The following is a 24507-nucleotide window of genomic DNA, read 5'->3' as shown; positions in this document are numbered from 1 at the left end:
GAGACCCTAAACACAAAACACGTCAGTGTGGCTTAATCCCCAAGTTTCGGCTTGGGGATTTTTTATTTGAGTATAAGTTTTATACCTGTCTTATTGAGCCAGTTTGCCGTAGATGTAAGCGAGCTCTGCCACCGTTTTCGCCGAGAACTTTTTCAACAGGCTTGCGCGATGCACTTCCACTGTTCGCATCGCAATGCACAGCTCATCAGCAATGCGAATATTGCGCTTGCCCGCGATGATCAAACGCAGAATATCTTTCTCTCTTGGCGTCAGCGATTCGTAGGCCGCTTTAGCATCCGCGATATCCAAGTTCGCCGCAGACTGAACTTGGCCTTTCACAATTGCTTGTGCCAGTTCATCCCCTTTTACAGGCTTTTGGAAAAAATTCACCGCGCCGGCTTGTAGCGCATCCACCGCCATTGGTACATCGCCATGTCCGGTTAAGTAAATCACTGCCAATGGACTTTTGGCTTCATTGAGAATTTGATGCACTTGTTGGCCACGCAAATTCGGCATACGGCTATCCAGAATCACACAGCCTGCTTGATGGATATCCACGCCATCGAGAAATTCCTGCCCATCGGCAAACGTCGTCACAGAGAAGTCATGTTCTTCGAGCATAAACGCCAACGAATCTCGCACCGACTCATCATCGTCGACCACAAATACGGGCAGTTGCTTATCACTCATTCACTTCTCCTGTGTTTCTTTTTGTTTGCTCTTCTTCGTTGCGTTTTGTATTCGCGGTTTTCATGGTTTGATACGGCAAGGTCAATACCACCAAGCAACCGTGTGGCTGAGTAGATTGGATGACGAATTCACCACCGTGCATCTCCATCACATCACGACAGATCGCTAGGCCCAGCCCTAACCCTTCCTGTTTTGTACTCACAAAGGCGGCAGTTGGGTTCTCATGCTCCAAACCCGTACCGTTATCCAACACTCGAATCGACATACTTTGAGCTTGATAATCCGTGTGAAGCGCAATTTTGCCTTGATAATTGTTAGGATGATTTTCTGCGTACATCACACAAGCATCTATCGAGTTGTTCATCACGTTCACCAGTACTTGCTGTAGACCTACGGCATCGGCTTCAACTAATTGAGGTTGTCCTTCGGTGCTGCGAACCACTTCAATGCCTTGCTTCTGCGAGCGGAAATTCAGCAGCTCAACCGTATCAGAAATCAGTTGCTCCACATCGCACGCAGCCATGTCGACGCTGCGCTTTTTAATCAAGGTTCGTAGGCGACAAACGATCGCGTCGGCGCGTTCTACTTGGGTCTGGATCTTTTCTAATACCGGCACGATATCTTCATGAGGACGCTTCTTAGCTAATCGCAACAAGCCGCCTTCACTGTAGTTTCGGATCGCCGCTAAAGGTTGGTTAATCTCGTGCGCAAGACTGCTGCCCAATTCGCCCACAATAGCCACTCGTTGTGAGTGCTCTAGCATTTCGCTCTTCTCTTTTAAGCGCAGTAAGGTTTTCTCTAGCGCTTGTTTGCTCTTGCTGAAACGATACTCCAGCCAGAAGTGGTAAATGTTCAACACAATAACAAACAGAAACAACGCCCACGCCCATTCTTGATGGAAACGCAGCCAGCGTAGCGCCTCTTTCCACCAAGGCTGCTGCAATGGGTGCAAGTCCATCGCTTGGTAGAGTTTGTCTATCGACAACAAGCTGACTGGTGATGTCCAACCGGATGCTTTGGCAGCAATCGCTGCGGGATTATCGGCAGGCATCGCAAGTAACGCTCGACTGATCTTCTTGGCTAATTGAGACGATCCACGCTCCGTTTTCGCAAAGGACCAATTTGGATATAGGGGCGTCGACACTGCACACTCGGTTTGAGGAAGTTTAAGCGGACTTAAAACCCGCAGTTGCCCCTCTTCCAATAGCCCTTCACCTTCCATTTGCTCAACCAAACAAGCTGGAACCACGGCGGCTTCCACATTGTGATCACGCAGTTGGTACAAGTTGGCATCGATTGGGAAACCCAAAAAGCGCACGTCCGAGAAGAAGTCATTCGGATCTAACCCTTTCTCTATCACTTGATAACGCAATGTGAGGTAACCCCCAAAGGCTTTCTCTGACACTGCTGCAATCGGCAAACCGGAAACATCATTGAGTGTGGAATAAGGCGAATCAGAACGCACCACCAGCGCCGACCCAATGCCGTAATTGGAGTTTTCAGGCGCTTGGCTGGTCAACGTCGCTATCCAAGACAGCGCGTACTGACGCCCCAAGCGCACTGCTTGTCCCGGGTTAGTGAGAATGAAGTCCATGCTTTGGTTTTCGACTGCTTTGGTCATGCCATCGAGATCTAGCGGATGGAGAACAAACCGCACTTCAGGGATCTGTTGATTGAGCCAGTAAATCGTCGGTTGCCAACGCTGCTCCGCATATAAATGGCCGCGTATGGCTAGCACACCCACATCGACTTGCGGTTTAGAGAAAGCGCTGGAATCCAATGTCTGCGTTGGTGCTGAATGTGCAAAAGAAACCGTGAAGCAGCCGAGCATAAGACTGATAAAAACAATCCATAAGCGAATGAAGTTTAGCGATTTTTTCAGCATGAATTGTTTCTTAATCCTCGGTATTGGGAGCATCAGAATAACAGCAACATAGCGGAATCCACATTTGTTTTAGATCAACTTTGCTCTCGGTATGTGGAAATCCACTATATCGGCAAAGGGCTGCAATTCTGACAATGAAAACAAGCTCTAATCAATCTTAGCAGGTGAGTTATGGATTCCACCAAACGCCGTTTTCTCAGTGCCGTTACCGCAGGCGCTGCGCTGATTCCGATCGCCGGAATTGGCACAGCCACAGCAGGCACAGTGATCAGAAACAACAATGAACCCGACCGCAAAGGCCAAGTCGGTAAACGCTACGCCATGGTTGTCGACTTGCGTAAATGCGTTGGCTGTCAGGCTTGTACTGTCGGTTGCAGCATCGAGAACCAAGCCCCTATTGGTCAGTTCCGAACCACAGTAAAACAGTATGAAGTCACCCTCGATGATGGCTCAACTGCAACGGAAGAAGTGAAGTCTTTCATGCTGCCGCGCTTGTGTAACCACTGTGATAACCCACCGTGTGTGGCCGTTTGTCCGGTGCAAGCCACCTTCCAACGAGAAGACGGCATCGTGATGGTCGATAACAGTCGCTGCGTGGCGTGTGCTTACTGCGTGCAGGCTTGTCCTTACGATGCGCGCTTCATCAACGAAGAGACCCTAACTGCGGACAAATGTACTTTCTGCGCACATCGCCTCGAAGAAGGTTTGCTGCCAGCTTGCGTGGAAACGTGCGTCGGTGGTGCTCGCGTAATTGGTGACATCAACGATCCGAACAGCGAAGTTCGTCGCCTGATGACAGAGCACCAAGACGACATCAAGGTGCTAAAACCAAACGAAGACACCAAACCTCACGTGTTCTACATCGGCATGAATGAACGCTTCACGCAACACATTGAAGGTCAGCCTGCGATTTACGATCCACAAGGAGAAAAAGCATGAACATAACCGAAGTGCTCGTACAGCCTCAGGCCATCGCTTGGCTTCCGTGGGCGGTGCAATATTTCTTCTACATCGGCTCAGCTTATGCGGCGGCTATCTTATTCTTAATCGCGCTGTTGTTTGAATCTCACACTAGCCATCGTCTGCGCGCCGCCTTGGTGCTGACTTTGGCAATTGGCGCGATCGTTGGCCCGCTCGCGTTAACAGGCGATCTACACCAGCCGGGACGCGCGTGGCATTTCTACGCACACCTAACGCCATGGTCTTGGATGTCATTAGGTTCGTTGTTCTTACCGCTGTTCTCAGGCTTGGCTGTGGCAACAGCATGGTTATATCTGCGTCATGATTTGATCAGCCTTGAAGCCCAACCGGGCAAAGTGCTTCGTCTAATTTCTAAGTTGTCACTTGGTCGCTGGCAAACCAGCCGCAAATTGATGATGGCCGCCGCTGTAGCAACAGTTCTGTCTGGATTGAGCATTGCACTCTACACTGGCGCTGAAATCGCCATCGTGAAATCTCGTTCATTGTGGCACCAACCAGCATCGCCTGTGCTTTGGTTTGTCACGGCATTTATCGGTGCCGTCGGCTTTACATTGCTTACTTGGTTACTCATCCCATCTAAAACTGAAAAGTTGAGCTTTGGCGATACTCGTCTGTTACGTCAAACAACAGCGATGAGCAGTGTATTGGCATTGTTACTGATCCCGATTTGGGCCTCAAACAATACCGTCTTTTCGCTCTACGCAGCGCCTGAATGGGTCAACCATATCGCACTGCTTACTGCCTTGCTGCTAGCGTGCGTGTTGCTTTCGCTGTTTATATTACGCGATTCAAGCACGAACCTTATTCGCTTGTTGATTATGTCTGCGATGACCCTCACCACAGCATGGACTGTTCGTTGGATCACCATGATGGAAGTACAAACCATCGCTAAGTTCGATGTTGGTTCATATCCATATGACTTACCAATTGGCAGCAATGGTCTGCTCGGCATCATCGGCATGTTTGGTCTGTGGATGGCTCTCGCTCTGCTTGGATCAGAGCTGGTTCAACCAAAGCATGAATCAACACCTTCAACCCTAACTCAACACTGATCTAAGAGGATTTCATTATGGATAACAAACGCCGTCAGTTTTTGAAATCTGGCCTTGCAGTGGGAGGGCTTGGTGCCTTTGCTGCGGGCTACGCAACCACCACCAAACACATGGTAGAAGGTGCTATTCACGGCACTGCGGGTGAGAAAACCCGTGATATTCACCACGGCAACTCACTGGAGCCCGAATACAAGGTAAACGACAAGGGCAACTTAATCCCGAATCCGAATCAGCGTGTTGCGCCATCAATGTGTTTTGGTTGTTGGAGCTTATGTGGCTTGCGCGTTCGTATCGACAACCGTAACGACGAGATCCTGCGCATTTCGGGCAACCCATACCATCCGTTATCACATCATCAGCACATTCCATTTGAGACGCCAGTAAAAGACGCTTACTTGAGCTTGGCGGGGGAAAACGGTTTAGAGGGCCGTTCCACAGCGTGTGCTCGTGGTAACGGCATGATGGAAATTCGTAATAGCCCTTATCGTATTACCCAACCATTGAAGCGTGTGGGCAAACGTGGTGAAGGCAAATGGGAACCGATCAGCTACGAGCAATTGGTGGACGAAGTCGTCAACGGTGGCGATCTATTTGGCGAAGGTCATGTTGAAGGTTTGAAAGACATTCGCGACCTCACGACGCCCGTTGATCCGCAAAACCCAGAATACGGCCCGAAAGCCAACCAACTGTTGATGACCAACGCTGGTAACGAAGGCCGTGACGACATCTTCAAACGTTTTGCTTTTAACAGCTTTGGTACGCGTAACTTTGGCCATCATGGTTCTTATTGTGGCTACGCTTTCCGTGCAGGCAGCGGCGCGTTCATGAACGATTTGGATAAGAACGCCCACTTAAAGCCAGACTTCGATAATGCCGAATACATTATTTTTATTGGCATGTCACCAGCACAAGCGGGTAACCCGTTCAAACGTCAGGCTCGTCAGCTAGCCAAAGCACGTACCGAAGGCAAATTGGAATACACCATTATCACGCCGAGCTTGCCAGCAGGTTCATCCAGCCTTGCTGCGGGTGATAATAACCATTGGGTGCCTATCAAACCGGGCACCGATTCAGCCTTGGTTCTTGGCATGATTCAGTGGATCATCGCCAACGAACGCTACAACAAAACCTTCCTTGCGCAGCCAGGAGCAACGGCGATGCAAAGAGCGGGCACGGCACATTGGTGTAATGCCACTCACCTTGTGATCAGCGATGAATCTCACCCACGTCACGGGCACTTCTTACGTGCATCTGAAATGGGTATGCCATTTGAAGGGGAAGCATTGTCAGAGACAGATCCATACGTGATTGTCGATGCGCAAAGCGGCGAATTGAGTGTACACAAGCAGGCGGGTGAAGCATCGTTGTTTGTCGACCAAGATGTAGAGCTAACAACCGGTGTCGTTCGCGTTAAGTCATCCTTGCAACGTTTGAAAGAAGAAGCGTTTAAGTACGATCTGGACTTCTACAGCGAGCAATGTGAGATCCCTGTGGATCAAATCATCGCGCTAGCAAAACGCTTTACCAGTCATGGTACTAAAGCGGTTGTCGATACTCACGGCGGCAACATGCACACCAACGGCTTCTACAACGCATTCACCATCATGATGCTTAATGCTCTGATTGGTAATATCAATATGAAAGGCGGTGCGATGGCGAAAGCAGGCGGTTATCCGACATCTGCGGCAGGCCCTCGCTACGACTTCACTCAATTTGAAGGCAAAGTGGGACCAAAAGGTGTGTTCCTTTCGCGCAGCAAATTCCCTTACCAAAAAACCAGCGAATACAAACGTCGCGTGGAGGCAGGCGAATCCCCTTACCCAACTCGTGCACCTTGGTATCCGTTTGCAGCGCCTTTGCTTACCGAGCATCTATCGGCGGCGATCGATGGTTATCCATACCGAGTGAAAGCGTGGATCAACCATATGGCGAACCCAATCTATGGCGTGCCGGGTTTAAAAACGCTGCTTGAAGACAAGCTAAAAGATCCAAAGCATCTCGGTTTGATTGTTTCTGTCGATGCCTTCATCAATGAGACAACGGCACTATCGGACTACATTGTGCCTGATACCGTCACTTACGAAAGCTGGGGCATGGCATCGCCTTGGCATGATGTTCCAGTGAAAGCAGTGACGGCTCGCTGGCCAATCGTGGAAGCGCGCACAGAAAAAACCGCCGATGGTCGCAGTATTTGTCTGGAGAACTTCCTGATTGATATCGCCAAAAAGATGCAGCTAGGCGGCTTTGGTGACAACGCCATAAAAGATACGCAAGGTCGTTTACACGGTATTCACTCTGCTGAAGACTTCTATCTTCGCTCAGCAGCCAACCTTGCCTACGTGAAAGGTGGCGTTCCGGAAGTGAGTGCAGAAGATATTGCTTGGTCTGGTCTTGAGCGCCTGCTACCAAGCATGCAAAAAGCACTAACACCAGAAGAGATGAAGCGCGTGGCGTACATTTTTGCTCGCGGTGGTCGTTTTGAAAACGCCACAGAAGCTTACAAAGGTGAGCAAATGAAGTACAAGTGGACACGTCCTGTTGCGATTTGGAACGAGCGTGTTGGCAGTGCAAGAAACACCATGACAGGCGAGTTCTACAGTGGCTGTCCGACTTGGCATCCACAAAAGCTCGCAGATGGCACACCACTTGAGACTCAGTACCCGAAAACCGAATGGCCATTTAGTCTGACCAACTTTAAATCGAACATTCACAGCGCGGTATCCAACTTATCACCACGCTTAAACTCGATTAAAGGCGTTAACCCTGTTTACATCCATCCAGCGGATGCCGCTGCGGTTGGCATTCAAACTGGCGATCATTTCGTGATTGAAACTCCAGGAGCCAGCACCACAGCGCTTGCAATGGTCATGTCTGGTATTCGCCAAGGGACGCTCGGTTTTGAGCATGGCTTTGGCCACACAGAGTTAGGTCAGCGTGCGCACTGGATTGGTGATAAACAACAACCAGTGAAAACCAGCGGTCATGATGGCGTCAACATCAACGACGTAGGTTTGATTGACCCTACTCGTGAAGGCAAAGGTGTGATGCTGGATTGGGTGGTTGGTGCAGCAGCTCGTCAATCTCTGCCTGCGAAGATTCGCAAAGCGTAGCGATTCTGCCATCATTTATTCGTTAGGCTTCTTACCTTTTAGGGTGGAAGCCTTTTTTATTTCTGCAGTAAGCCGCCATGCCTCTCCACAGGATTTATGTGGATTTCCACAATAGCCACAACTAATAACAATACTCACAATAATGCGCTCAAATAATAATCAAATGTGAGTCAGCATGTTTCGTAACTTATCTTTGGCTGCGCTTTGCTTGAGTGCCGCCTCTTTCGCAGCTTATTCTGCCCCACTCCCCGAACACGGCGAGATCTGTACCGGATGCCATGGTGTCGACGGTAAAGGTCAAGCAGGTATCGCACCTATGCTTGCCGGACTTAATGCCGACTATATGGAAAGTCAGCTCGAGCTGTTCTCGAACGACAAGCGCCACAATGTCATCATGAAAGGCATGGCCGATGAGCTTAGCGACCCGACACTTCGTGCAGAAGTTCTGCAATATTTTGCTCAATTGCCGACTTGGGAATTTACCGACCTTGAGCAGCGCGGTGATCAAGCGGATATCAGCAATCCTTATCGAAAATTGGTTTATCAAGGAGACTGGGATAGAAACATTCCCGCTTGTTCAACTTGCCACGGCGCAAGTGGTATGGGCGTAGATAAATTTCCCCGTCTTGCGAGCCAACAAGCCGATTACTTACAAAACCAACTTCATACTTGGAAGAACGGCACACGCAGCGGTGACCCGCTCAATATGATGGGCAGTATCGCGAAAAAACTCACCGATAAAGAAATCGAAAGCCTGTCTTACTACTTCGCTTCTTTGCGTTATGAGGAGTCGAAATGAAACTGATTTATTCCCTGCTGCTTGCAAGCATCTCAACCCTTGCACACGCCAATGATGCAGCAAACCATGAACTGCCAGATCGCCAAACCGAATTACCAGCGGTACAAAAGCACGCTGACACGCAGTACCTTAAACCTCGCGATTTAAGCACCATCGAAAACGACGAGTTTGGTCAGAAAGTAAAATACGGCTACTCATTGTTTGTGAACTCCCAGCAAATGCGTGGACGTTATGTGGGTAACGAGCAAAACTGTGTGAATTGCCACATGGAAGCCGGACGTAAAGCTAACGCAGCACCTCTGTGGGCAGCTTATATGGCCTACCCTGCTTATCGCAAAAAGAACGACAAAGTAAACAGTTACGCCGACCGCATTCAAGGCTGTTTCACCTATTCGATGAATGGTAAGCCACCAGCAAAAGACTCAAAAGAACTAGAGGCGCTCAGCGCTTATGCCTACTGGTTAGCAATGGGAGGCTTATTGGACCAATACGGTATGCAAGATGAGCCAGTTCCTGCCATCAGTACTGAACAATTATTGACGGGCGGTAAAGCAGAAGATTTCCCGTTGCCAGAAAAAATCGCTAACGCTTTGCCTGCGGAGAAACGTGGCAACCTCGCAGGTCGTGGCTACCCAAAAATTGACAACCCAGAGCTTGAGCCTTCACCAGAGCGCGGGGCGCAAGTTTACGTCGACAACTGCGCGGCCTGTCATGGAGAAAGTGGTCAAGGTATTCACGATGAAAACGGCCGCTCTTACATTCCACCTTTGTGGGGCGAATACGCTTACAACTGGGGCGCAGGCATGCACCGCATCAACACCGCAGCTTACTTCATTTACGAGAATATGCCTTTGGGCAAAAGCGTTCAATTGAGTAAGCAAGATGCATGGGATGTCGCGGCGTATATCAACAGCCACGAACGACCACAGGACCCTCGCTACAAAGGTGATTTAAAAGCGAACGCGGCGAAGTACCACAACCACCAAGGGTACTACGGCAAAGAAGTGAATGGTCATGTTTTAGGCAGCAAAGCCTTCCCGCCAACTACGGTAGATTAGGCAAGAGCTTCAATTCGACTAAAAGCGTGTTCACCTGAGCACGCTTTTTTGTTTTAAAACCTTGATACACCGCCACTATTCTCAATTGGGTGTTTGAGTTCATCCGCTGTGCATTGTTAAATGAAGCAAATTTCAGATCCTGAGTTCCCTATGGCTACCATCAAAGACGTCGCAAAAGAAGCTGGCGTATCCATTGCAACCGCATCTCGCGTCATCAATGACGCCCCACACACCAGTGAATCCGCAATTGTCGCCGTCAAAGAAGCAATGAAAAAACTAGGCTATCGCCCGAACGCCAATGCACGCGCGCTAGTCAGTAAATCGTCCAACGCGATTGGGGTATTGGTGAACGACGTTTCTGCGCCCTTTTTTGGCACCATGGTTAAGGCCATCGACACCATTGCCAGTGAACAAGAGAAACAGCTTCTGATTGGCAGCGGCTATCATGATGCCGTGAAAGAGCGCAACGCGATCAACTTGCTGATCAACAGTCGCTGTGAATCTTTGGTCGTACACAGCAAAGGCATGACGGATGCCGAGCTAACCACGCTCGCCAATGAAATTCCGGGCATGGTGCTGATCAACCGTATCGTGCCAGACATCGCTTCACGTTGTATTGCGTTGGATAACCGCAAAGGCTCTTACATTGCCACTGAGCATTTGATTCGCAATGGACACGAGCACATCGGCTATATCTGCTCAGGTCATGATATTGAAGATGCGAGAGATCGTCGCGACGGTTATCTTGATGCTCTGCGAGATAACGGCATCAAGATTCGTGAAGAATACATCGAGTACGGCGAGCCAGATGAAACCGGCGGTGAACAAGCTATGGTTAACCTGATGGCGAAGAACACACCCATCACTGCTGTTGCTACCTACAACGACTACATGGCTGCGGGCTGCATGACCTTGCTGCAAGAAAATGGCATCCGTATTCCTGAAGACATGTCAGTGATTGGATTCGATGATGGTCATATCGCGCGCTACATTTACCCTCGCCTCACGACCATTCGCTACCCAATTCAAGTCATGGCCAATGAGGCGGTGAAGCTCTCACTTCAGTTGGTCAATAACGAAGAAACAGAACGCACGGAACACAAATTATTCATGCCAATTTTGGTCAGACGCTCTTCCGTTGGCAGTATCAAATAAAGCTCAAACCAGTCTCCGAGACTGGTTTTTCCATCTAAACAGGTTAGAAGCTTGTAAAACATCCCCGCAAAAACAAGCGCCTAAGAAGAAAAAGAGTTATTCTTAGTTATTAAAAGTACGAAATAATAACTGAATGAGCACTCAACCAAATTCACGTCAACTGATCTCCTGTGAGGAGTGCGGCTTGGTCGTTCGTATCCCCGATATTGAACAAGGTCAAAAAGCCCAATGCCCTCGCTGTGAGCATTCGCTAACCAAAGTCAACGCCAAGCCGTATCAAAGCGTTATCGCTGTGTCGGTGGCTTGCCTGATCACCTTGGTTTTAAGTGTCTCCTTCCCATTCATGTCATTCAGTGTTCAAGGTTTATCCCAAGAGATCACCTTGATGCACGCGGCGAAGATGTTGGCGGAATTTCATAACGCGCTACTCGGTGCGTTGCTGCTCGCGACAGTGGTCGTGTTACCCGCTATCTATGTTGGTTTGATCCTCTTTCTTCACCTTGAAGCCTTAAAATCACTCAAACATCCGTTGGGTAAAAAACAAATCCGCATGGCGAAAACGCTGTGTCGACTCTTATTCCGAGTCGAGCCTTGGCTGATGGTTGATGTATTTTTGATTGGCGTTTTGGTGAGCTTGATTAAGATCGCGTCGTTGGCAGAAATCGGTATGGGCAGCTCATTCTGGGCATTCTGTGTGTACACCGTGCTGGTCGTGAAGTGCATTTCGATGGTCGACAAGAGTTGGCTATGGGGACACTTTATTCCTGCGATTGAATTACCAAACGTTAAAGAAGGTGACACACACCATAACGAAAACCACATCGGTTGCCACACGTGTCATCAACTCAATCCAATTGAAGATAAAAAACACCAAAAATGCCTTCGTTGCGATAGCCCTGTGCACAGATACAACCCAAAAGATAACATGCAGAAAGCTTGGGCTTTGCTGTTTGCAGCGGTCATTTTCTACATTCCTGCCAATTTATATCCAATGATGTATACCGTTAGCCTTGGTCATTCCGAAGGTTCCACCATCATGGAAGGTGTGGTTCTCCTGTGGCAACTGGGTTCTTACCCTATTGCAGCGGTTATCTTCTTTGCTAGCGTGTTTATCCCTATGGCAAAAATGCTGGCATTGGCGTGGCTTTACTACAACGCTCAAAAAGCACAGTACTTACCGCCGGAAGAAAGCATTTCCCGTTTAAAAGTCTATCGAATTACAGAATTTATCGGTCGTTGGTCAATGATTGATATTTTTGTTGTCGCGATTTTGGTTGCGCTCGTACAGTTGCAAAACCTAATGGCGATTTACCCTGGTCCAGCTGCACTCTCATTTGCTGCAGTGGTCATACTAACCATGCTCTCTGCAATGATTTTTGACTCGCGTTTGTTGTGGCAATTACCACAAAACGAAGCGCAGGAGCCAATGAACAATAACTTAACTGAGAAAGCCAAATATGAGTGATGAGAACAACGCAACCGCTCAAATAAAACCTCAAAAGCAGGTCTCTGCGATTTGGATCATCCCGATCCTTGCGCTAGCGATGGGAGCGTGGATGCTGTTCCAATACATCAACAGCACTGGACCAGAAATCACGTTAAAACTTCCTACAGCGGAAGGCATTGAAGTCGGCAAAACCGAAATCAAAGCTCTGAACGTAAAAGTGGGCGTGATTACGGACGTTAAACTTAGCGAAGACTATGACCACATCATTGCCACGGCGCAAATGAACAAAGACGCGAAGCGTATGCTGCGTGAAGACTCAATGTTCTGGGTGGTAAAACCTCGCATCGGTCGTGAAGGTGTCTCTGGCTTAGAGACCTTGTTATCAGGTGCTTATATTCAACTACAACCGGGCAATTCTGAGATAGAGAAAGATCATTTCGACGTACTCGATGTGCCGCCAGTAGCCTCCCCTGATGCAGAAGGCCTGCGTATCGTGTTAACTCACCGTGAAGCCGGAAAACTTGGTGTTGGCGATCCCGTTATCTACAAAGGCTTTACCGTAGGTCGAGTGGAAACAACCAGCTTTGATGTTGAAACTCGTCGTGCACTGTACCAGTTGTTCATTTTCAAACCATACGACAGCTTAGTACGCACCAAAACCCACTTCTGGTTAAGCTCTGGCGTCGATTTACAGCTTAATGCAGAAGGCTTTGAAGTGAAGTTTGGCTCATTAGAAAGCCTCATTACAGGCGGTGTCACTTTTGACACCCTTCCAGGTCAAGGCGCTGGTGATGAAGTCAAAGAAGATATGTTGCACTTCCGCCTTTTCGATGATGTGAAGCAAGTACGCGAAGGCATGTACGACGACTACATTCAATTCGTCATGATGTTTGAAGAATCGGTACGTGGTCTAAAACGCAAAGCACCTGTGGAATATCGCGGCCTTCGTATCGGTACAGTAATGAAAGTGCCAATGCGTATGCCAACACCGGAAGAAGATTTCTCGGCGAAAAAAATCCCAGTACTTGTGCGTATTGAGCTCGGTCGCGTTTATGAAAACCTACCGTCTAGCGAACTACCAAGATTCAAAGAGAAGCTCAAAGAAGAGTTTGCCAAAGGGCTTCGCGGTACGCTGAAAACCGGTAACTTACTAACAGGTGCGCTGTACATCGACACAGACTTCTACCCAGATGAAGACCCATACGTACCAAGCAAGTTCGAAGATTTCGATGTATTCCCTACCAAACAAGGTGGCTTTGCTCAGGTTCAACGCCAAGTGAATGACTTCCTATCCAAGCTAAACAGCTTACCGATGGAAGATACGTTGAATTCACTGAATAAGACACTGAAGAACTCAGAAAAAACACTGGCTTCGGCAGAGCGTGTTGCGAACAGCGTGGATCGTCTCCTAAACCAAGACGACACCAAAGCGATTCCTGCGGACATTCGCAAGAGCCTAGAGCAACTTCAAAGAACATTGGATGGTTACGGTCCAAACTCCACCATGTACAGCGAAATGGAATCAACGCTGAAAGAGCTTGAAAAAGTAATGACGGAGTTCAAACCAGTGTTGAAACAATTGAATGAAAAACCAAACTCATTGGTGTTTGGTGAAGATGAAGTGAGCGATCCAATTCCAGCGAGAGGGCAAAAATAATGAAACGCGGACTTTTATTGATTTCTGCCCTATTGGCAGGCTGTAGTAGTGCTCCTGAAGACACAGGCGCTTTGTATGTCTTACCGGAAGCAAGCTCAGCCAAGGTAAGCGATACCATGATTGCACAACGCCCACAACTTGTGGTTCGCCCAGTTGAATTGGCAAGCTACCTTGCCGACAGTGGTATTGTGTATCGCGCTTCAGAGACTCAGATCATCCAAGCGAAACACAATCAGTGGGCACACAGTATCTCTGAGCAAATCACGACGCGTGTAATCGACGAACTGCGTAGCAAGCAAAGCCAATACTGGCCGGTAGAAGTGAATAACCTGCTCGACCAGAGTGACGAGAGCAAGCTTCAATTGTCGTTAAGTAAGTTCAATGGCAGTTATGAAGGCAACGCTGAAATCGAAGGTGAATGGCTCCTTGTTGATGCTAACGGCAAAGTGAAGACCAGTGCTCCAGTCAAAATCAGCATGCCTTTACAAGATGAAGGCTACGATGCACTTGTCGATGCACTATCGGTAGGTTTGAACAACCTGACAGATCAAATCGCCGCGCAGCTATAACATTCCTCGCCCATTCAGTTCTCTGAGTGGGCGGCTTTTTCTCCCCTTGTTTTCCCGATACACTGTAACCCTGCCCTTTTAGTGAGTGATAAAGAATGAAAGACATGCGACAAGCGTTGCTCGATGCCGGATTGCATTTGATCAATGAACACGGCTTTGCTGGTGTGGGTTTAATGAAGATAATTAACGAAGCAGAAGGTACTAAAGGGTCGTTTTATCACTACTTCAAATCAAAAGAACACTTCGGTGCGATTTTGCTGCACGACTACTTTGAAACGCACCTTGAGCGTCTCGAACGCTTTTTGAGTGACGAATCCAAAGCGCCAAGCGAACGCGTACAAGCCTACTTTGATGATTGGTGCGTCGTTAAGTTGACCGAAGACTTTCGTATTCAATGCTTGGTCGTCAAACTCGCAGGTGAAGTCTCTGGCCACGACACTGAAATGCAAAGTGAAATGGCAGCCGGCACTAAGAAAATGATTGAGAAAATGACGACTTTCTTTGAGCGCTGCAATCAAGAAGGTACGATTAGTTTGTCTGCACCGGAACAAACAGCAAAAACACTGTTTAGCTTGTGGTTGGGTTATACGTTGCTTGCGGCAATGCAAAAAGATCGCGCAATTTTAGATGATGCGATGCAAACCACCGTCAAGCTGCTAAACGAGTAAGCAGAACCTCTCACATACTCGGCAAAACACAGCGCAGCACATATATCGAGATAAACCATCAAGATAAAGACAACAAAGCCAGCATTTCGCTGGCTTTATGTTTATTAGATGGGTAATGCTAATTTCCGACTCCACCGACGGTTTCTGCAGGTGTTTCTGGCGTCACTGGAGGCCACTTCTTGAAGGTTTCCAAATGCTGTTGAACAGCGGCTTGGGCAGGACCAAAGGCCCACATTTTCTGCCCCATCCATTTTAAGTACATACCGGACTCTTCTTCCGCTCGCTCATAAGGATCTTGGCGTAGATTGAATAACAGTGGCGCATTCAACTCTTCTTTCGGGCCACTCCAACCGTGGTTTTGTACCACAAAATGTGCTTTCCAGTCCCCTACACAGACGGCTTGCAGTTTATCGCGCTCGTAGTAAAAGATTTCGTTGCGATTAGATTTGCCGTTGTTGGTTAGCATTTCCATTTGGTTGTAGCCATCAAGGTGTGCTTTGTGGCCTTTGTAACCTTTTAGCATTTGCTGTTTTAAATCAGCAGGACCACCAGCAGCTTCAACCAACGTCGGCAGTAGATCCATCCCATCAAACATACCGTTGCTGACTTTATTTGCTGGGATTTTTTCAGGCCAACTGATCAAGAAAGGGGCTCTAACCCCACCCTCCCACGTTGTTCCTTTCTCACCATGGAAAGGCGTCATGCCTCCGTCTGGCCACGTCATGATCTCTGGCCCATTATCGGCGGTGAAGATCACTATGGTTTTGTCAGCAACGCCGAGCTCTTCAAGCTTCGCAAGCATTTCTCCAACGTGGTCATCGAGGTCTTTCATTACGACCTCTTGCAATCCCCAACCGTTAGTACCAAGCATCGCTTCATATTTCGGAGGGAGATGCGTCCATACATGGCCTCGTGATGGGCAGTACCAAGTAAAGAACGGTTTTTCAGCCTTCACCGCACGCTCAATAAAATCGATCGCATGCTTGTTGACCTCATCATCAAGAGTACGCATTCGCTCAATGGTGAGAGCGCCATCATCTTTAATCGACTGACCACCTTTTCCATCGGCTTTCGCATGAATGACATTACGTGGCGCAAACTTTTGGAAAGCTTCATCCTTCGGCCAATCAGGATCTTCGGTGTATTCCATTGCGTTTAGGTGGTAAAGCCAGCCCCAATACTCGTCAAAGCCGTGCATGGTTGGAAGAAACTCATCGCGGTCACCTAAATGGTTTTTACCAAACTGCCCCGTGACGTAGCCAAGCTCTTTAAGTAACTCAGGTAGAGTTGGAGTATTTTGGTTAAGCCCAACAGGACCACCTGGTAGGCCGACAGTGTGCATGCCTGTTCTTACCGGTAATTGTCCAGTTAGAAAAGCAGAACGCCCAGCAGTACAAGATGGCTGGGCGTAATAATCAGTAAGTAACATGCCTTTTTCAGCAATGCTATCAATGTTTGGCGTCTGGCTACTCATCAACCCACGGTGATAAGCGCTGACGTTAGAGACACCAATATCATCAGTAAATATCACGAAGATATTGGGTTGGTCCTGCGCTGCAGTTGCAGCGAAGGACGTCAATGAAGCCAATCCTAGCGCTACAAGACGAAGTATCCCTTTCATAGATTTTCCTTATGCTGTTTGCTCTTCTTTTCTGATCATCTTCAGCCCCACCAAGCCAAAGCCGAACTCCAAAAATAGATACACGACTAACAACCAATGCGGCATTCCGTCTACTAGCAAACTCAAGAGCCTTCCCATCGCTAAGCCCCACATAAAAATGACCAAGCTATACAGTGCAGGTAGACGATATTTGGTGCTCATCGCCCCCATTACCCAAAACATAGCGAGCGCTAAATACAATCCCATGACCGCTCGGAAAATGTGGCTAACGTTCACCGAGGATGCATCAATCCCAAATAAAAATGAGAGCGAGTCAACCGGTGAAAAACCATAAGAAAGTGCAATTGGGGTAAGACCTGCTGCAGCTAAGAGAAGAAAAATACTTTGAATTTTCATGACATCTCCTGATTCGCTGTTTCACATGCAGCGTAGTTAAATTAACAAATTAAACAAGTTGCATAACTAATGCGTTTTTGAAAGAGGCTTGATGAAGCTTGTGTGTCCTTAAGAAAACATCAATAAAGGCGCCAAAATACACAAACCGGATAGCATGACGTTTTCGATTTTCATCTGGGATTCTCCGTCAAATGTCATTCCATCGACGTTGAATGTTGAACGCGTTACCACGCTCTTCGATGGTTAAAGAATACACAATGCAAACCGGTCGGTCTAGAGTTATTTACAAAAAAGATCTTAGCTCGATCATAGAGAATCGGTATCACGCTGAATTGAAAAGAAACTTATCCATAAACCTGAGATTTTGAATTACTGCAATCCATGCTCTACGCTAATTTTGTGCAATTCATTTAATAACGATTACAAACACGGACGTTGATATGGCTAAGATGACCTTCCCTTCTATCGCCCTTATTTCCTCGCTTGCAGTGGCGCCAAACGCAATAGCAGAAGATACGCAATCCCCACCAAGCAACTGGCAACACAGTGTCGAGATCTACATGCTCGCCCTAAATATCAATGGTGATACCACCATGGGTAACTTCTCTTCTAGTCTCGATGTCGATCCAAAGTTCATCATGGATCATCTCGACATTGGCGCTATGGCAAGGCTTGAAGGGGTATATCAAAACAAATGGGGTTACTACATCGATTACAGTTTTATGGACCTCAGTGGTGACGTAAATAACCTGTCAGGTATTCTCCCTAATGTCAGTTATCGTGCTGATTTGGAGATCCGTCAGGGCGTTCTCGAAGCAAAAGCATTTCAGCGTGAAACCTACTCCTTCGGCATGATCGATTACATGTTTGGCTTACGTTGGTGGGATAACGACATCAAGGGCAAGGTTTACCGCAACGATAACCGCATTCTGGTGGATAGGCTCAACATCAAAGAAGACTGGGTTGATTTTCTAATGGGTGTTCGATGGATCAATGACCTAACCAAAGATTGGCGCTTTCATGCCAGCTTGGATGCCGGTTTAGGTAAAGACACCAACTTTACCTATGCGACCCAATTTGGTTTGCGTTACCACATTAATGATTGGTCAGACGTTAACCTCGCTTATAAATCCACTTGGGTTGATTACGTAAACGAAGGAACCTTTGAATACGATACCGCTTCGCATGGCTTCTTAATCGGTCTTGGTTTGTACTTTTAATCACTTTAGGGCGAAGTGTTTCGGCACTTCGTACCGGATTCTCCTAAGCTAATAAGAACGAGTGTCATAAGGTGTTGCTTAGATGAACAAATCGGAAGTTATCTGGCCGGATTATTATCATCCCAAACATTCCCACATTCATGTGCGTAGCCAAATCGAAATCCCCAAGCCTCCCGAGGTTGTTTGGCAGCACTTAGTTCGTGCTCATGAATGGCCCGCGTGGCGAGACGGAAAAACCATGGTGCAGATCCTAAGTGGTGACAGCACATTGTGCAAAAACACCATGTTTCGTTGGAAAGCCTCTTGGCTAGACTTCCATTGTACGGTTGTCGAATACACACAGCATCAGCGCTTGGCTTGGAAAGGGAAAAAAGGCGGCGTTGATATGTATCACGCGTGGGTGTTGGAACCAACCAAAACCGGTTGCAGTATTGTCACCGAAAGCACGCAACGTGGTGGCATGACTTGGCTTACCAAATACTTCGCACCCAAAAGGTTGAGAAAATACCATCTCAAATGGCTAGAAGAGTTATGTCGTCAGTCTCATGGTCACTGCGGCAAATAAACACCAATTTCCACCGCCTACCGACCAGATATGTACAATAAATGCTCCCTCCCTGATCTCAATCATATTTGAGACACATTGCATGAGATACCCTTAGCCAAAATTATAAATCCCCAATCCTATGACCTGTTGGTCGATAGAAAGGCGTTAAATTAGCAATGTCGATTAATATTTCCGATCTCACCGCCGCTTTAAACAAGGTTGAGCACATCCACAAAGTTCAATTGGAAAACGTACACCAGTTTTTTAAAGCAAATGAGACCTTCTCACTAAATACATTTAGCCAAATCGTTTCGAGTAGTTCTATTGATGAACGTTTTAAGACCATCGATACAGCATTTGCTTCACTTGGTGACGTTAAAACTTACTTGCTGGAAGCTTCTTACCTTGTAAGTTAATGTTTTGAAAACTAAAAAAGCCCCGATGCAATCAAGCATCGGGGCTTTTTACTGTCTACCGACTAAACAACTAATTCGCTGAAAGCTTATAACGGTCGTCGATAACCGTCACTTCAGGGAACGATTTGCCCGCCTTCATTGCTTTCTCGGTCTCTTTCTTCACTGATTTATCAATCCAGAAGTTCGCAATGTCCATTGGGTGCAGGATCCATTCAGTATTCTTTGTCATACCATTTTTCGGGATCTTAACCCAACGCCAGTGCGCATCACGCGTGTAAGGTACCATGTAGCCAGGAACGATCACGTTCGCATCACCCACGTATTTTTGAATCTGACGCGACAAATCGTAACGTTTTTGCTGTTCAAACTCATTGTCATACGCTTCAATCAGTTTATCTAACTCTGGGCTGCTGTAGTTGGTGTGCGCGTTCGTTTGTGGCTTGTTAGCGTTATCTGAGTGGAAGTACTCCCAGTACGCAGGGATCTCACCAGAACCCATGTTCAAGAACGCCAATTGATGCTTCTTCTCGAGGATGTATTTGAATGCCGAAGAGCCATCAACTAGATTCAGAGTAAACTCCAAACCGGCGAGTTTCGCTTGCTCTTTTAGGTAAGCAATACGCGGCGTGTGTGAGTTGTAACCGTAGGTAATTGCAAAACTTAGACGCTCGCCTTTGTCGTTTACACGGATACCATCAGAGCCGACCTTGTCAAAGCCTGCTTTTTCGAAATGCTTAATCGCTTCTGCAGGATCAAACTTCGGTGGCTTGTTGTTTGGATCATCGTAATCACCATGACCAAAACCAAGGCCATGTGGTTTACGAGAGTAGTCACCACGCATGATGTTTTCGATCATACCGTCGTAATCAGTCGCCGCCATGATACCTTTACGCACTTCTAGACTATCCAACATCGGCATCGCGGTATTCATCCAGAGACCACCTGCACCTTGAGGAGCTTGGTTAAAGCCCCAGTATTTTTGTACATAGCCTTTCTTGTAAACTTCACTGTCTGTTTTATCGTGCCAGAAGTTTGGTAGTACCATCTCAAAGTAATCTAAATTACCCTTCTCAAAGTGCTTCATTGCGATGTCTTCATCACGAATGACTGTGATGCGTACTTTGTCTACGTTGTAACGGTTTTTGTAATAACGGTTGTTGTAGCCCCACCAATCTTCACCAACATGTTTGAATGTCACGCTCTTACCTTTCTTCACTTTATCAATGTAGTAAGGCGCAGCGGTAGGCTCAGATTTAAAGTTGAACTTACGTACGAAGTTGTCTGGCATACCATCGTTGTTCGCGTCTTTTTCACCCTCGAAGAAGTGCTCTGGACGAGGTTGGAAGCCATTACTTGGCATATTGATCAGAACCATCAACGCATCTTGGCTCTGTTCCACAGCAAGATTTACTTTTATGGTGTAATCATCAATTTTCTCGACACCTAAGATGCTCGTTTTAAAGAAGTCGTTGTACCACGGATCAATGATGTCTTCTGAGGTGTAGTACTTCATCATGAACACGTAGTCGTCCGCCGTGATCTTTTCACCATCCGACCATTTCGCTGTTTCATCTAATTGGAAGTAAACGGTTTTGTTATCTTCACCAAATGCCCATGCTTTCGCAAGCTGTGGAATCCATTTGCCTGTGTCTGGATGGCGTTGCGCCAGCTTCGGTGTGCCATCCATTAGGTACTGACGAAGACCTGAGTTCGCATCAGGGCCAACACTGCGAAGCGTTTGAGGGAAACTACGGATAGAGGTACGGTAAGTACCACCACGGACCGCTTCTTCTGAAGCAAAAAGTGGTTCGTTGTTGTTCGAAGTCCATTCGATATCTGCAGGTAACTCAGCTGCATTTAGCTGAAAACTTCCTGCAACCAACATTGCCAGTGCCGAAAATGGCAGGGTCTTTATCATTGTTTTCTTCCTTGTTGTGTTTGCGCAGTGCGGTAGGAAGAGCGACAACAAGTGAACCTCAGAATGACTGCGCGCGATACACAGCAAAGAAAATAAAGGGAGCGAATACAAAGTGAAGTCCTGTCCACTTCCGTATTAATATCAGAGAGTTTCACTAGGTCATCCTGACCTTACAACGCAGTGAATGCATCCACTCCATAGTATTCGTTACACATTTGTAACGCAACCCATCCATAACACATGGTTGCACATTCCGACTATCACAGCGATTTATGTTAGAGAAGTGTGATCATAACAGTACCATCCGCTAAGCCATTCCTGCCCTGCGATATAGTGTCTTTATGTTGAGCATGTTCGTGTTACAGGTAATAAAAAAGGCGAAGTGTTTTACCACTTCACCTTTCGTTTTAGCCCCAAACTAGTCTTACATGTTCGCTAAGCTGTCGTTGATAGATTTAAGCACAGCCGCTGGATCTGTCGCTTGAGTAATTGGACGGCCAATCACTAAGTAATCAGAGCCTGCTTGAATTGCATCGACTGGCGTCATGATACGGCGTTGATCACCTTGCTCAGAGCCTGCTGGGCGAATACCAGGTGTCACTAACTTGAACTCTTTACCTAATTCACTCTTAAGCAAAGAAGACTCTTGCGCTGAACATACCACACCATCAAGGCCAGAGTTTTTAGTCAGCGTAGCTAGACGAATCACTTGCTCTTGAGGCGCAACGTCCAAGCCAATACCAGCAAGGTCGCTTTGCTCCATGCTTGTAAGCACAGTCACACCAATCAGCAGCGGGCGGTCTTTACCGTAAGGCTCAAGAATTTCACGTGATGCCGCCATCATGCGTTCACCACCACTCGCGTGCACGTTCACCATCCATACACCCAGTTCAGCCGCAGCGCGAACTGCTTTTGAACACGTATTCGGGATATCGTGAAACTTCAGGTCTAGAAATACAGAGAAACCACGTTGATGAAGCTCACGTACGAAATCAGGACCAAATAGCGTAAACATTTCCTTGCCTACTTTTAGGCGACATGACGCAGGATCAATTCTATCTACAAACGCAAGCGCATCTGCTTGGTTATCATAATCCAGTGCGACAATAACTTTTTGGTCGATCATTTCATCTCCTAACTGTTTTTGGTTCTTATTAAATAAAGGTCAAAAAAATGCAGCGGACAGAAACTCTGCCAGCTGCATTAAAACTATTCACCGTCCAATCCTCGGATTGGCTTGATCGTCCCCCATCCTTTACATGATGGACAATGCCAGTAAAGAGAATGGGTGGAGAAACCACATTTCCTGCATCGGTAATGCGGTTTAACTTTTAACTGTTCACCAACCATCGCTTGTAGAGTCGACAAGCTGTCTTTCGCACGACCATCCTCTGCTTCAGCAATATGGTAGTCGATAAGACGGTAGAATCCTTTCATGGTTGGGTTTTTCAATAGTTGCTTGGTCAACAGCTCTTGTGCTGCCCCAACGCTCTCATGATGCGCGACAAGCTGCGCTAGCATCAATTCAGACGATACGCCCGCTTTCTTATCTATACACGCACGCAAGAATTCCACCAGCTCGTCTTCTTGGCCTAAGTGGTGATAACACTCTGCAATGGTCGGTAGAACATCACTAATGAAATCTTTATCTTGCTCAAGCACACCCGTCAGATATTTGATGGTGTGTTTGTAGTCTTCTGACTCAAGATAGATACGACCAAGCGCAATGCTTGCACGCACACATTTTGGATCTTCTGATAGTGCTTTTTTAAAGTGTTGAATCGCTTTACTGGTATTGCCATCGGCTTGGTCAAGCATGGCCAACTCACACCAAAAATGCGCAATATTGGCGCGAATACGAGTGCGCTTCTTACCCATCTTAGCCAGTTGGTTGGCGTAATGAATGGCTTTTTCCCACTCACGCGTTTGCTGGTAGATGGTCACAAGTTGCTGAAGTGCACTTTCACGGTGATCGGGTTCTTCCACCAATTGCTCAAAGATTTTCTCAGCGCGATCTAAAAAGCCGGACGCCATGTAGTCCTTCGCGAGCTGTTGAAGCGCTAAGTTTTTCTGATCTAGAGTGAGCCCAGAACGGGAAATGAGATTTTGGTGGATACGAATTGCACGGTCGACTTCACCACGAGAACGGAAAAGATTACCCAACGCTAGGTGTGTATCTATCGTTTCGTTGTCAACTTGGAGCAATTCAATAAAGTGGTCAACCGCCTTATCTGACTGATCAGATAAGAGCAGGTTAAGACCCGTCACATACTGACGGGATATTTGATGAGATTGCTTCTGCTTGTCTTGCTGAGCGCTGCGATGGCCCATGTACCAGCCATAAGCGGCGGCTATCGGCAATAACAAGAAGAGTAGTTCAAGCATTAAAGTTAAGCCTTATCCTTATGCCTGTTTTTCTACTGCTGGTTTTGCAGGTTTCTCTGCTTCAGCGGGCTCATACTTTTTAAGTTTCTTTTTCAGACGACGAACTTGAAGTTGAGTCTTAAATTGGATGCTAGCAAAAATAACCCATGCTAGACCAAAGCCAACCACGAATACCACACCCAATAGCGTTGATAGGTGAAACTCGCCTTTCGCCAGAAGATAATTAAAGGTTACGATCTCTTGGTTTTGAGAACCTAAAGCCAGTGCAATTAAAAAGAGAGCTAAAACAGCAATGATTTTTATAATTTTCATGTTACATCACCCTTCGAGGAGTAAGTAGGTAAGATTATGCAGTAAAATGTTTCTTCAGACCATGTATATTACCAATAATCTAGTTATAAAAAAGCGGCATACACGAGAGTATGCCGCTTTTTCAAACTAATAAGAGAGCCTTAGCTATCGATATTTACGCGCTCACGAAGCTCTTTACCTGGTTTGAAGTGAGGAACGTATTTACCTTCCAACTCCACTTTATCACCCGTTTTAGGGTTACGACCTACGCGAGGTTCGCGGTAATGAAGAGAAAAACTACCAAAGCCACGGATCTCGATACGGTCACCGCTCTCTAGTGTAGAGGCCATGTGCTCTAAAATATCTTTTACAGCATCTTCTACCTCTTTCGCTGATAAATGTGTTTGCTCAGCGCAGAGTCTTTCAATCAGTTCAGACTTAGTCATAGTTGCCCTCTTTGAGTATCTTTATCACTCATTATAGTAAGTAATACTAATTCCAACAAACACTTGCTATCAATTCTAGACAAATTTTACACAAAATGCGCAATCAAAAAATGTCTTTTTTTAGCATAGTTTATCAACATTAGTATTACTACTCGGAAAGTAGCAAGCATAAAAAAGGAGCCTTGCGGCTCCTTTT

The 24507-nt window shown here is 47.0% G+C and carries 22 protein-coding genes; 13 read left to right on the top strand and 9 right to left on the bottom strand.

Annotated features, from left to right (window positions below; translation table 11 throughout):
* Positions 1–90: 90 nt before the first annotated feature.
* Entirely contained in the window at positions 91–690 is a 600-nt protein-coding gene (locus KJB05_RS06320) for a response regulator (RefSeq protein WP_208444364.1), read from the bottom strand.
* Positions 683–2575: a sensor histidine kinase gene (locus tag KJB05_RS06315; protein ID WP_208444363.1), complete on the bottom strand. Its 1893-nt coding sequence runs from the start codon at positions 2573–2575 to the stop codon at positions 683–685. Before KJB05_RS06315 ends, KJB05_RS06320 begins: the two co-directional genes overlap by 8 nt.
* Before the next feature lie 171 nt (positions 2576–2746).
* Here KJB05_RS06315 and dsrO point away from each other — a divergent pair, with 171 nt between their 5' ends.
* From dsrO to KJB05_RS06265, 10 genes are all read left to right on the top strand, one after another.
* Positions 2747–3514, top strand: a complete 768-nt coding sequence (dsrO, locus tag KJB05_RS06310; RefSeq protein ID WP_009706991.1) for a sulfate reduction electron transfer complex DsrMKJOP subunit DsrO — start codon at positions 2747–2749, stop codon at positions 3512–3514.
* Positions 3511–4608: an NrfD/PsrC family molybdoenzyme membrane anchor subunit gene (gene nrfD, locus KJB05_RS06305; protein WP_208444362.1), complete on the top strand. Its 1098-nt coding sequence runs from the start codon at positions 3511–3513 to the stop codon at positions 4606–4608. The genes dsrO and nrfD overlap by 4 nt, the downstream gene beginning before the upstream one ends.
* A gap of 17 nt (positions 4609–4625) precedes the next feature.
* Positions 4626–7718: a tetrathionate reductase subunit A gene (locus KJB05_RS06300; RefSeq protein ID WP_208444361.1), complete on the top strand. Its 3093-nt coding sequence runs from the start codon at positions 4626–4628 to the stop codon at positions 7716–7718.
* 175 nt (positions 7719–7893) lie between these two features.
* A complete protein-coding gene (locus KJB05_RS06295) occupies positions 7894–8517 on the top strand; it encodes a c-type cytochrome (protein WP_208444360.1) in 624 nt (207 codons plus the stop codon).
* On the top strand, positions 8514–9575 hold the full coding sequence (locus KJB05_RS06290; protein ID WP_244142887.1) for a c-type cytochrome: 1062 nt from the start codon (positions 8514–8516) through the stop codon (positions 9573–9575). The genes KJB05_RS06295 and KJB05_RS06290 overlap by 4 nt, the downstream gene beginning before the upstream one ends.
* Positions 9576–9725: 150 nt before the next feature.
* Complete coding sequence (locus KJB05_RS06285) at positions 9726–10730, top strand: substrate-binding domain-containing protein (protein WP_009706997.1); 1005 nt, start codon at positions 9726–9728, stop codon at positions 10728–10730.
* 133 nt (positions 10731–10863) lie between these two features.
* Positions 10864–12195: a paraquat-inducible protein A gene (locus KJB05_RS06280; protein ID WP_005438939.1), complete on the top strand. Its 1332-nt coding sequence runs from the start codon at positions 10864–10866 to the stop codon at positions 12193–12195.
* A complete protein-coding gene (gene pqiB / locus KJB05_RS06275) occupies positions 12188–13834 on the top strand; it encodes an intermembrane transport protein PqiB (protein ID WP_208444359.1) in 1647 nt (548 codons plus the stop codon). The genes KJB05_RS06280 and pqiB overlap by 8 nt, the downstream gene beginning before the upstream one ends.
* Positions 13834–14403, top strand: coding sequence for an ABC-type transport auxiliary lipoprotein family protein (locus KJB05_RS06270; RefSeq protein WP_009707000.1), 570 nt, complete (start codon positions 13834–13836; stop codon positions 14401–14403). The genes pqiB and KJB05_RS06270 overlap by 1 nt, the downstream gene beginning before the upstream one ends.
* Positions 14404–14498: 95 nt before the next feature.
* Positions 14499–15071 carry a TetR/AcrR family transcriptional regulator gene (locus KJB05_RS06265; protein WP_208444358.1) on the top strand — a complete coding sequence of 191 codons (573 nt, stop codon included), beginning with the start codon at positions 14499–14501 and terminating at the stop codon, positions 15069–15071.
* 118 nt (positions 15072–15189) lie between these two features.
* Here KJB05_RS06265 and KJB05_RS06260 read toward each other — a convergent pair whose 3' ends face one another.
* Complete coding sequence (locus KJB05_RS06260; RefSeq protein WP_208444357.1) at positions 15190–16692, bottom strand: arylsulfatase; 1503 nt, start codon at positions 16690–16692, stop codon at positions 15190–15192.
* Between the two features lie 9 nt (positions 16693–16701).
* On the bottom strand, positions 16702–17088 hold the full coding sequence (locus KJB05_RS06255) for a DUF4345 domain-containing protein (RefSeq protein WP_020197185.1): 387 nt from the start codon (positions 17086–17088) through the stop codon (positions 16702–16704).
* A 440-nt stretch (positions 17089–17528) separates the two neighbouring features.
* Here KJB05_RS06255 and KJB05_RS06250 point away from each other — a divergent pair, with 440 nt between their 5' ends.
* The 3 genes from KJB05_RS06250 (at position 17529) to KJB05_RS06240 (ending at position 19271) form a co-directional block, all read left to right on the top strand.
* On the top strand, positions 17529–18308 hold the full coding sequence (locus KJB05_RS06250; RefSeq protein ID WP_009707005.1) for a hypothetical protein: 780 nt from the start codon (positions 17529–17531) through the stop codon (positions 18306–18308).
* A gap of 82 nt (positions 18309–18390) precedes the next feature.
* Complete coding sequence (locus KJB05_RS06245; RefSeq protein ID WP_208444356.1) at positions 18391–18873, top strand: SRPBCC domain-containing protein; 483 nt, start codon at positions 18391–18393, stop codon at positions 18871–18873.
* Positions 18874–19031: 158 nt separating this feature from the next.
* On the top strand, positions 19032–19271 hold the full coding sequence (locus KJB05_RS06240; protein ID WP_005438959.1) for a hypothetical protein: 240 nt from the start codon (positions 19032–19034) through the stop codon (positions 19269–19271).
* A 70-nt stretch (positions 19272–19341) separates the two neighbouring features.
* On the opposite strand, the gene KJB05_RS06235 is transcribed toward KJB05_RS06240, so the two are convergent.
* From KJB05_RS06235 to ihfB, 5 genes are all read right to left on the bottom strand, one after another.
* Positions 19342–21189 (bottom strand): extracellular solute-binding protein, encoded by a 1848-nt coding sequence (locus KJB05_RS06235; protein ID WP_208444355.1) that lies wholly within the window; start codon positions 21187–21189, stop codon positions 19342–19344.
* A gap of 424 nt (positions 21190–21613) precedes the next feature.
* A complete protein-coding gene (gene pyrF, locus KJB05_RS06230; protein ID WP_009707008.1) occupies positions 21614–22315 on the bottom strand; it encodes an orotidine-5'-phosphate decarboxylase in 702 nt (233 codons plus the stop codon).
* An 83-nt stretch (positions 22316–22398) separates the two neighbouring features.
* A complete protein-coding gene (gene lapB, locus KJB05_RS06225; protein ID WP_005438965.1) occupies positions 22399–23574 on the bottom strand; it encodes a lipopolysaccharide assembly protein LapB in 1176 nt (391 codons plus the stop codon).
* An 18-nt stretch (positions 23575–23592) separates the two neighbouring features.
* Positions 23593–23886 carry a lipopolysaccharide assembly protein LapA domain-containing protein gene (locus KJB05_RS06220; RefSeq protein WP_005431104.1) on the bottom strand — a complete coding sequence of 98 codons (294 nt, stop codon included), beginning with the start codon at positions 23884–23886 and terminating at the stop codon, positions 23593–23595.
* Positions 23887–24026: 140 nt separating this feature from the next.
* Positions 24027–24311 carry an integration host factor subunit beta gene (gene ihfB, locus KJB05_RS06215; protein WP_005438967.1) on the bottom strand — a complete coding sequence of 95 codons (285 nt, stop codon included), beginning with the start codon at positions 24309–24311 and terminating at the stop codon, positions 24027–24029.
* Between the last annotated feature and the right edge of the window lie 196 nt (positions 24312–24507).

It is taken from the genome of Vibrio sp. B1ASS3 (assembly GCF_905175355.1).
GTDB lineage: Bacteria > Pseudomonadota > Gammaproteobacteria > Enterobacterales > Vibrionaceae > Vibrio > Vibrio owensii.
Note: the sequence above shows the minus strand (reverse complement) of the source record. Positions and strands in the feature narration are given on the sequence as shown.

Bases quoted from the DNA above. Each gene is read 5' to 3' on its own strand.
- KJB05_RS06300 (WP_208444361.1), top strand. From the start codon at position 4,626: ATGGATAACAAACGCCGTCAGTTTTTGAAATCTGGCCTTGCAGTGGGA.
- pqiB (WP_208444359.1), top strand. From the start codon at position 12,188: ATGAGTGATGAGAACAACGCAACCGCTCAAATAAAACCTCAAAAGCAG.
- KJB05_RS06270 (WP_009707000.1), top strand. From the start codon at position 13,834: ATGAAACGCGGACTTTTATTGATTTCTGCCCTATTGGCAGGCTGTAGT.
- KJB05_RS06250 (WP_009707005.1), top strand. From the start codon at position 17,529: ATGGCTAAGATGACCTTCCCTTCTATCGCCCTTATTTCCTCGCTTGCA.
- KJB05_RS06265 (WP_208444358.1), top strand. From the start codon at position 14,499: ATGAAAGACATGCGACAAGCGTTGCTCGATGCCGGATTGCATTTGATC.
- KJB05_RS06255 (WP_020197185.1), bottom strand. From the start codon at position 17,088: ATGAAAATTCAAAGTATTTTTCTTCTCTTAGCTGCAGCAGGTCTTACC.
- pyrF (WP_009707008.1), bottom strand. From the start codon at position 22,315: ATGATCGACCAAAAAGTTATTGTCGCACTGGATTATGATAACCAAGCA.
- lapB (WP_005438965.1), bottom strand. From the start codon at position 23,574: ATGCTTGAACTACTCTTCTTGTTATTGCCGATAGCCGCCGCTTATGGC.
- dsrO (WP_009706991.1), top strand. From the start codon at position 2,747: ATGGATTCCACCAAACGCCGTTTTCTCAGTGCCGTTACCGCAGGCGCT.
- ihfB (WP_005438967.1), bottom strand. From the start codon at position 24,311: ATGACTAAGTCTGAACTGATTGAAAGACTCTGCGCTGAGCAAACACAT.
- KJB05_RS06260 (WP_208444357.1), bottom strand. From the start codon at position 16,692: ATGAAAGGGATACTTCGTCTTGTAGCGCTAGGATTGGCTTCATTGACG.
- KJB05_RS06280 (WP_005438939.1), top strand. From the start codon at position 10,864: ATGAGCACTCAACCAAATTCACGTCAACTGATCTCCTGTGAGGAGTGC.
- KJB05_RS06285 (WP_009706997.1), top strand. From the start codon at position 9,726: ATGGCTACCATCAAAGACGTCGCAAAAGAAGCTGGCGTATCCATTGCA.
- KJB05_RS06315 (WP_208444363.1), bottom strand. From the start codon at position 2,575: ATGCTGAAAAAATCGCTAAACTTCATTCGCTTATGGATTGTTTTTATC.
- KJB05_RS06240 (WP_005438959.1), top strand. From the start codon at position 19,032: ATGTCGATTAATATTTCCGATCTCACCGCCGCTTTAAACAAGGTTGAG.
- KJB05_RS06235 (WP_208444355.1), bottom strand. From the start codon at position 21,189: ATGATAAAGACCCTGCCATTTTCGGCACTGGCAATGTTGGTTGCAGGA.
- KJB05_RS06245 (WP_208444356.1), top strand. From the start codon at position 18,391: ATGAACAAATCGGAAGTTATCTGGCCGGATTATTATCATCCCAAACAT.
- KJB05_RS06290 (WP_244142887.1), top strand. From the start codon at position 8,514: ATGAAACTGATTTATTCCCTGCTGCTTGCAAGCATCTCAACCCTTGCA.
- KJB05_RS06320 (WP_208444364.1), bottom strand. From the start codon at position 690: ATGAGTGATAAGCAACTGCCCGTATTTGTGGTCGACGATGATGAGTCG.
- KJB05_RS06220 (WP_005431104.1), bottom strand. From the start codon at position 23,886: ATGAAAATTATAAAAATCATTGCTGTTTTAGCTCTCTTTTTAATTGCA.
- nrfD (WP_208444362.1), top strand. From the start codon at position 3,511: ATGAACATAACCGAAGTGCTCGTACAGCCTCAGGCCATCGCTTGGCTT.
- KJB05_RS06295 (WP_208444360.1), top strand. From the start codon at position 7,894: ATGTTTCGTAACTTATCTTTGGCTGCGCTTTGCTTGAGTGCCGCCTCT.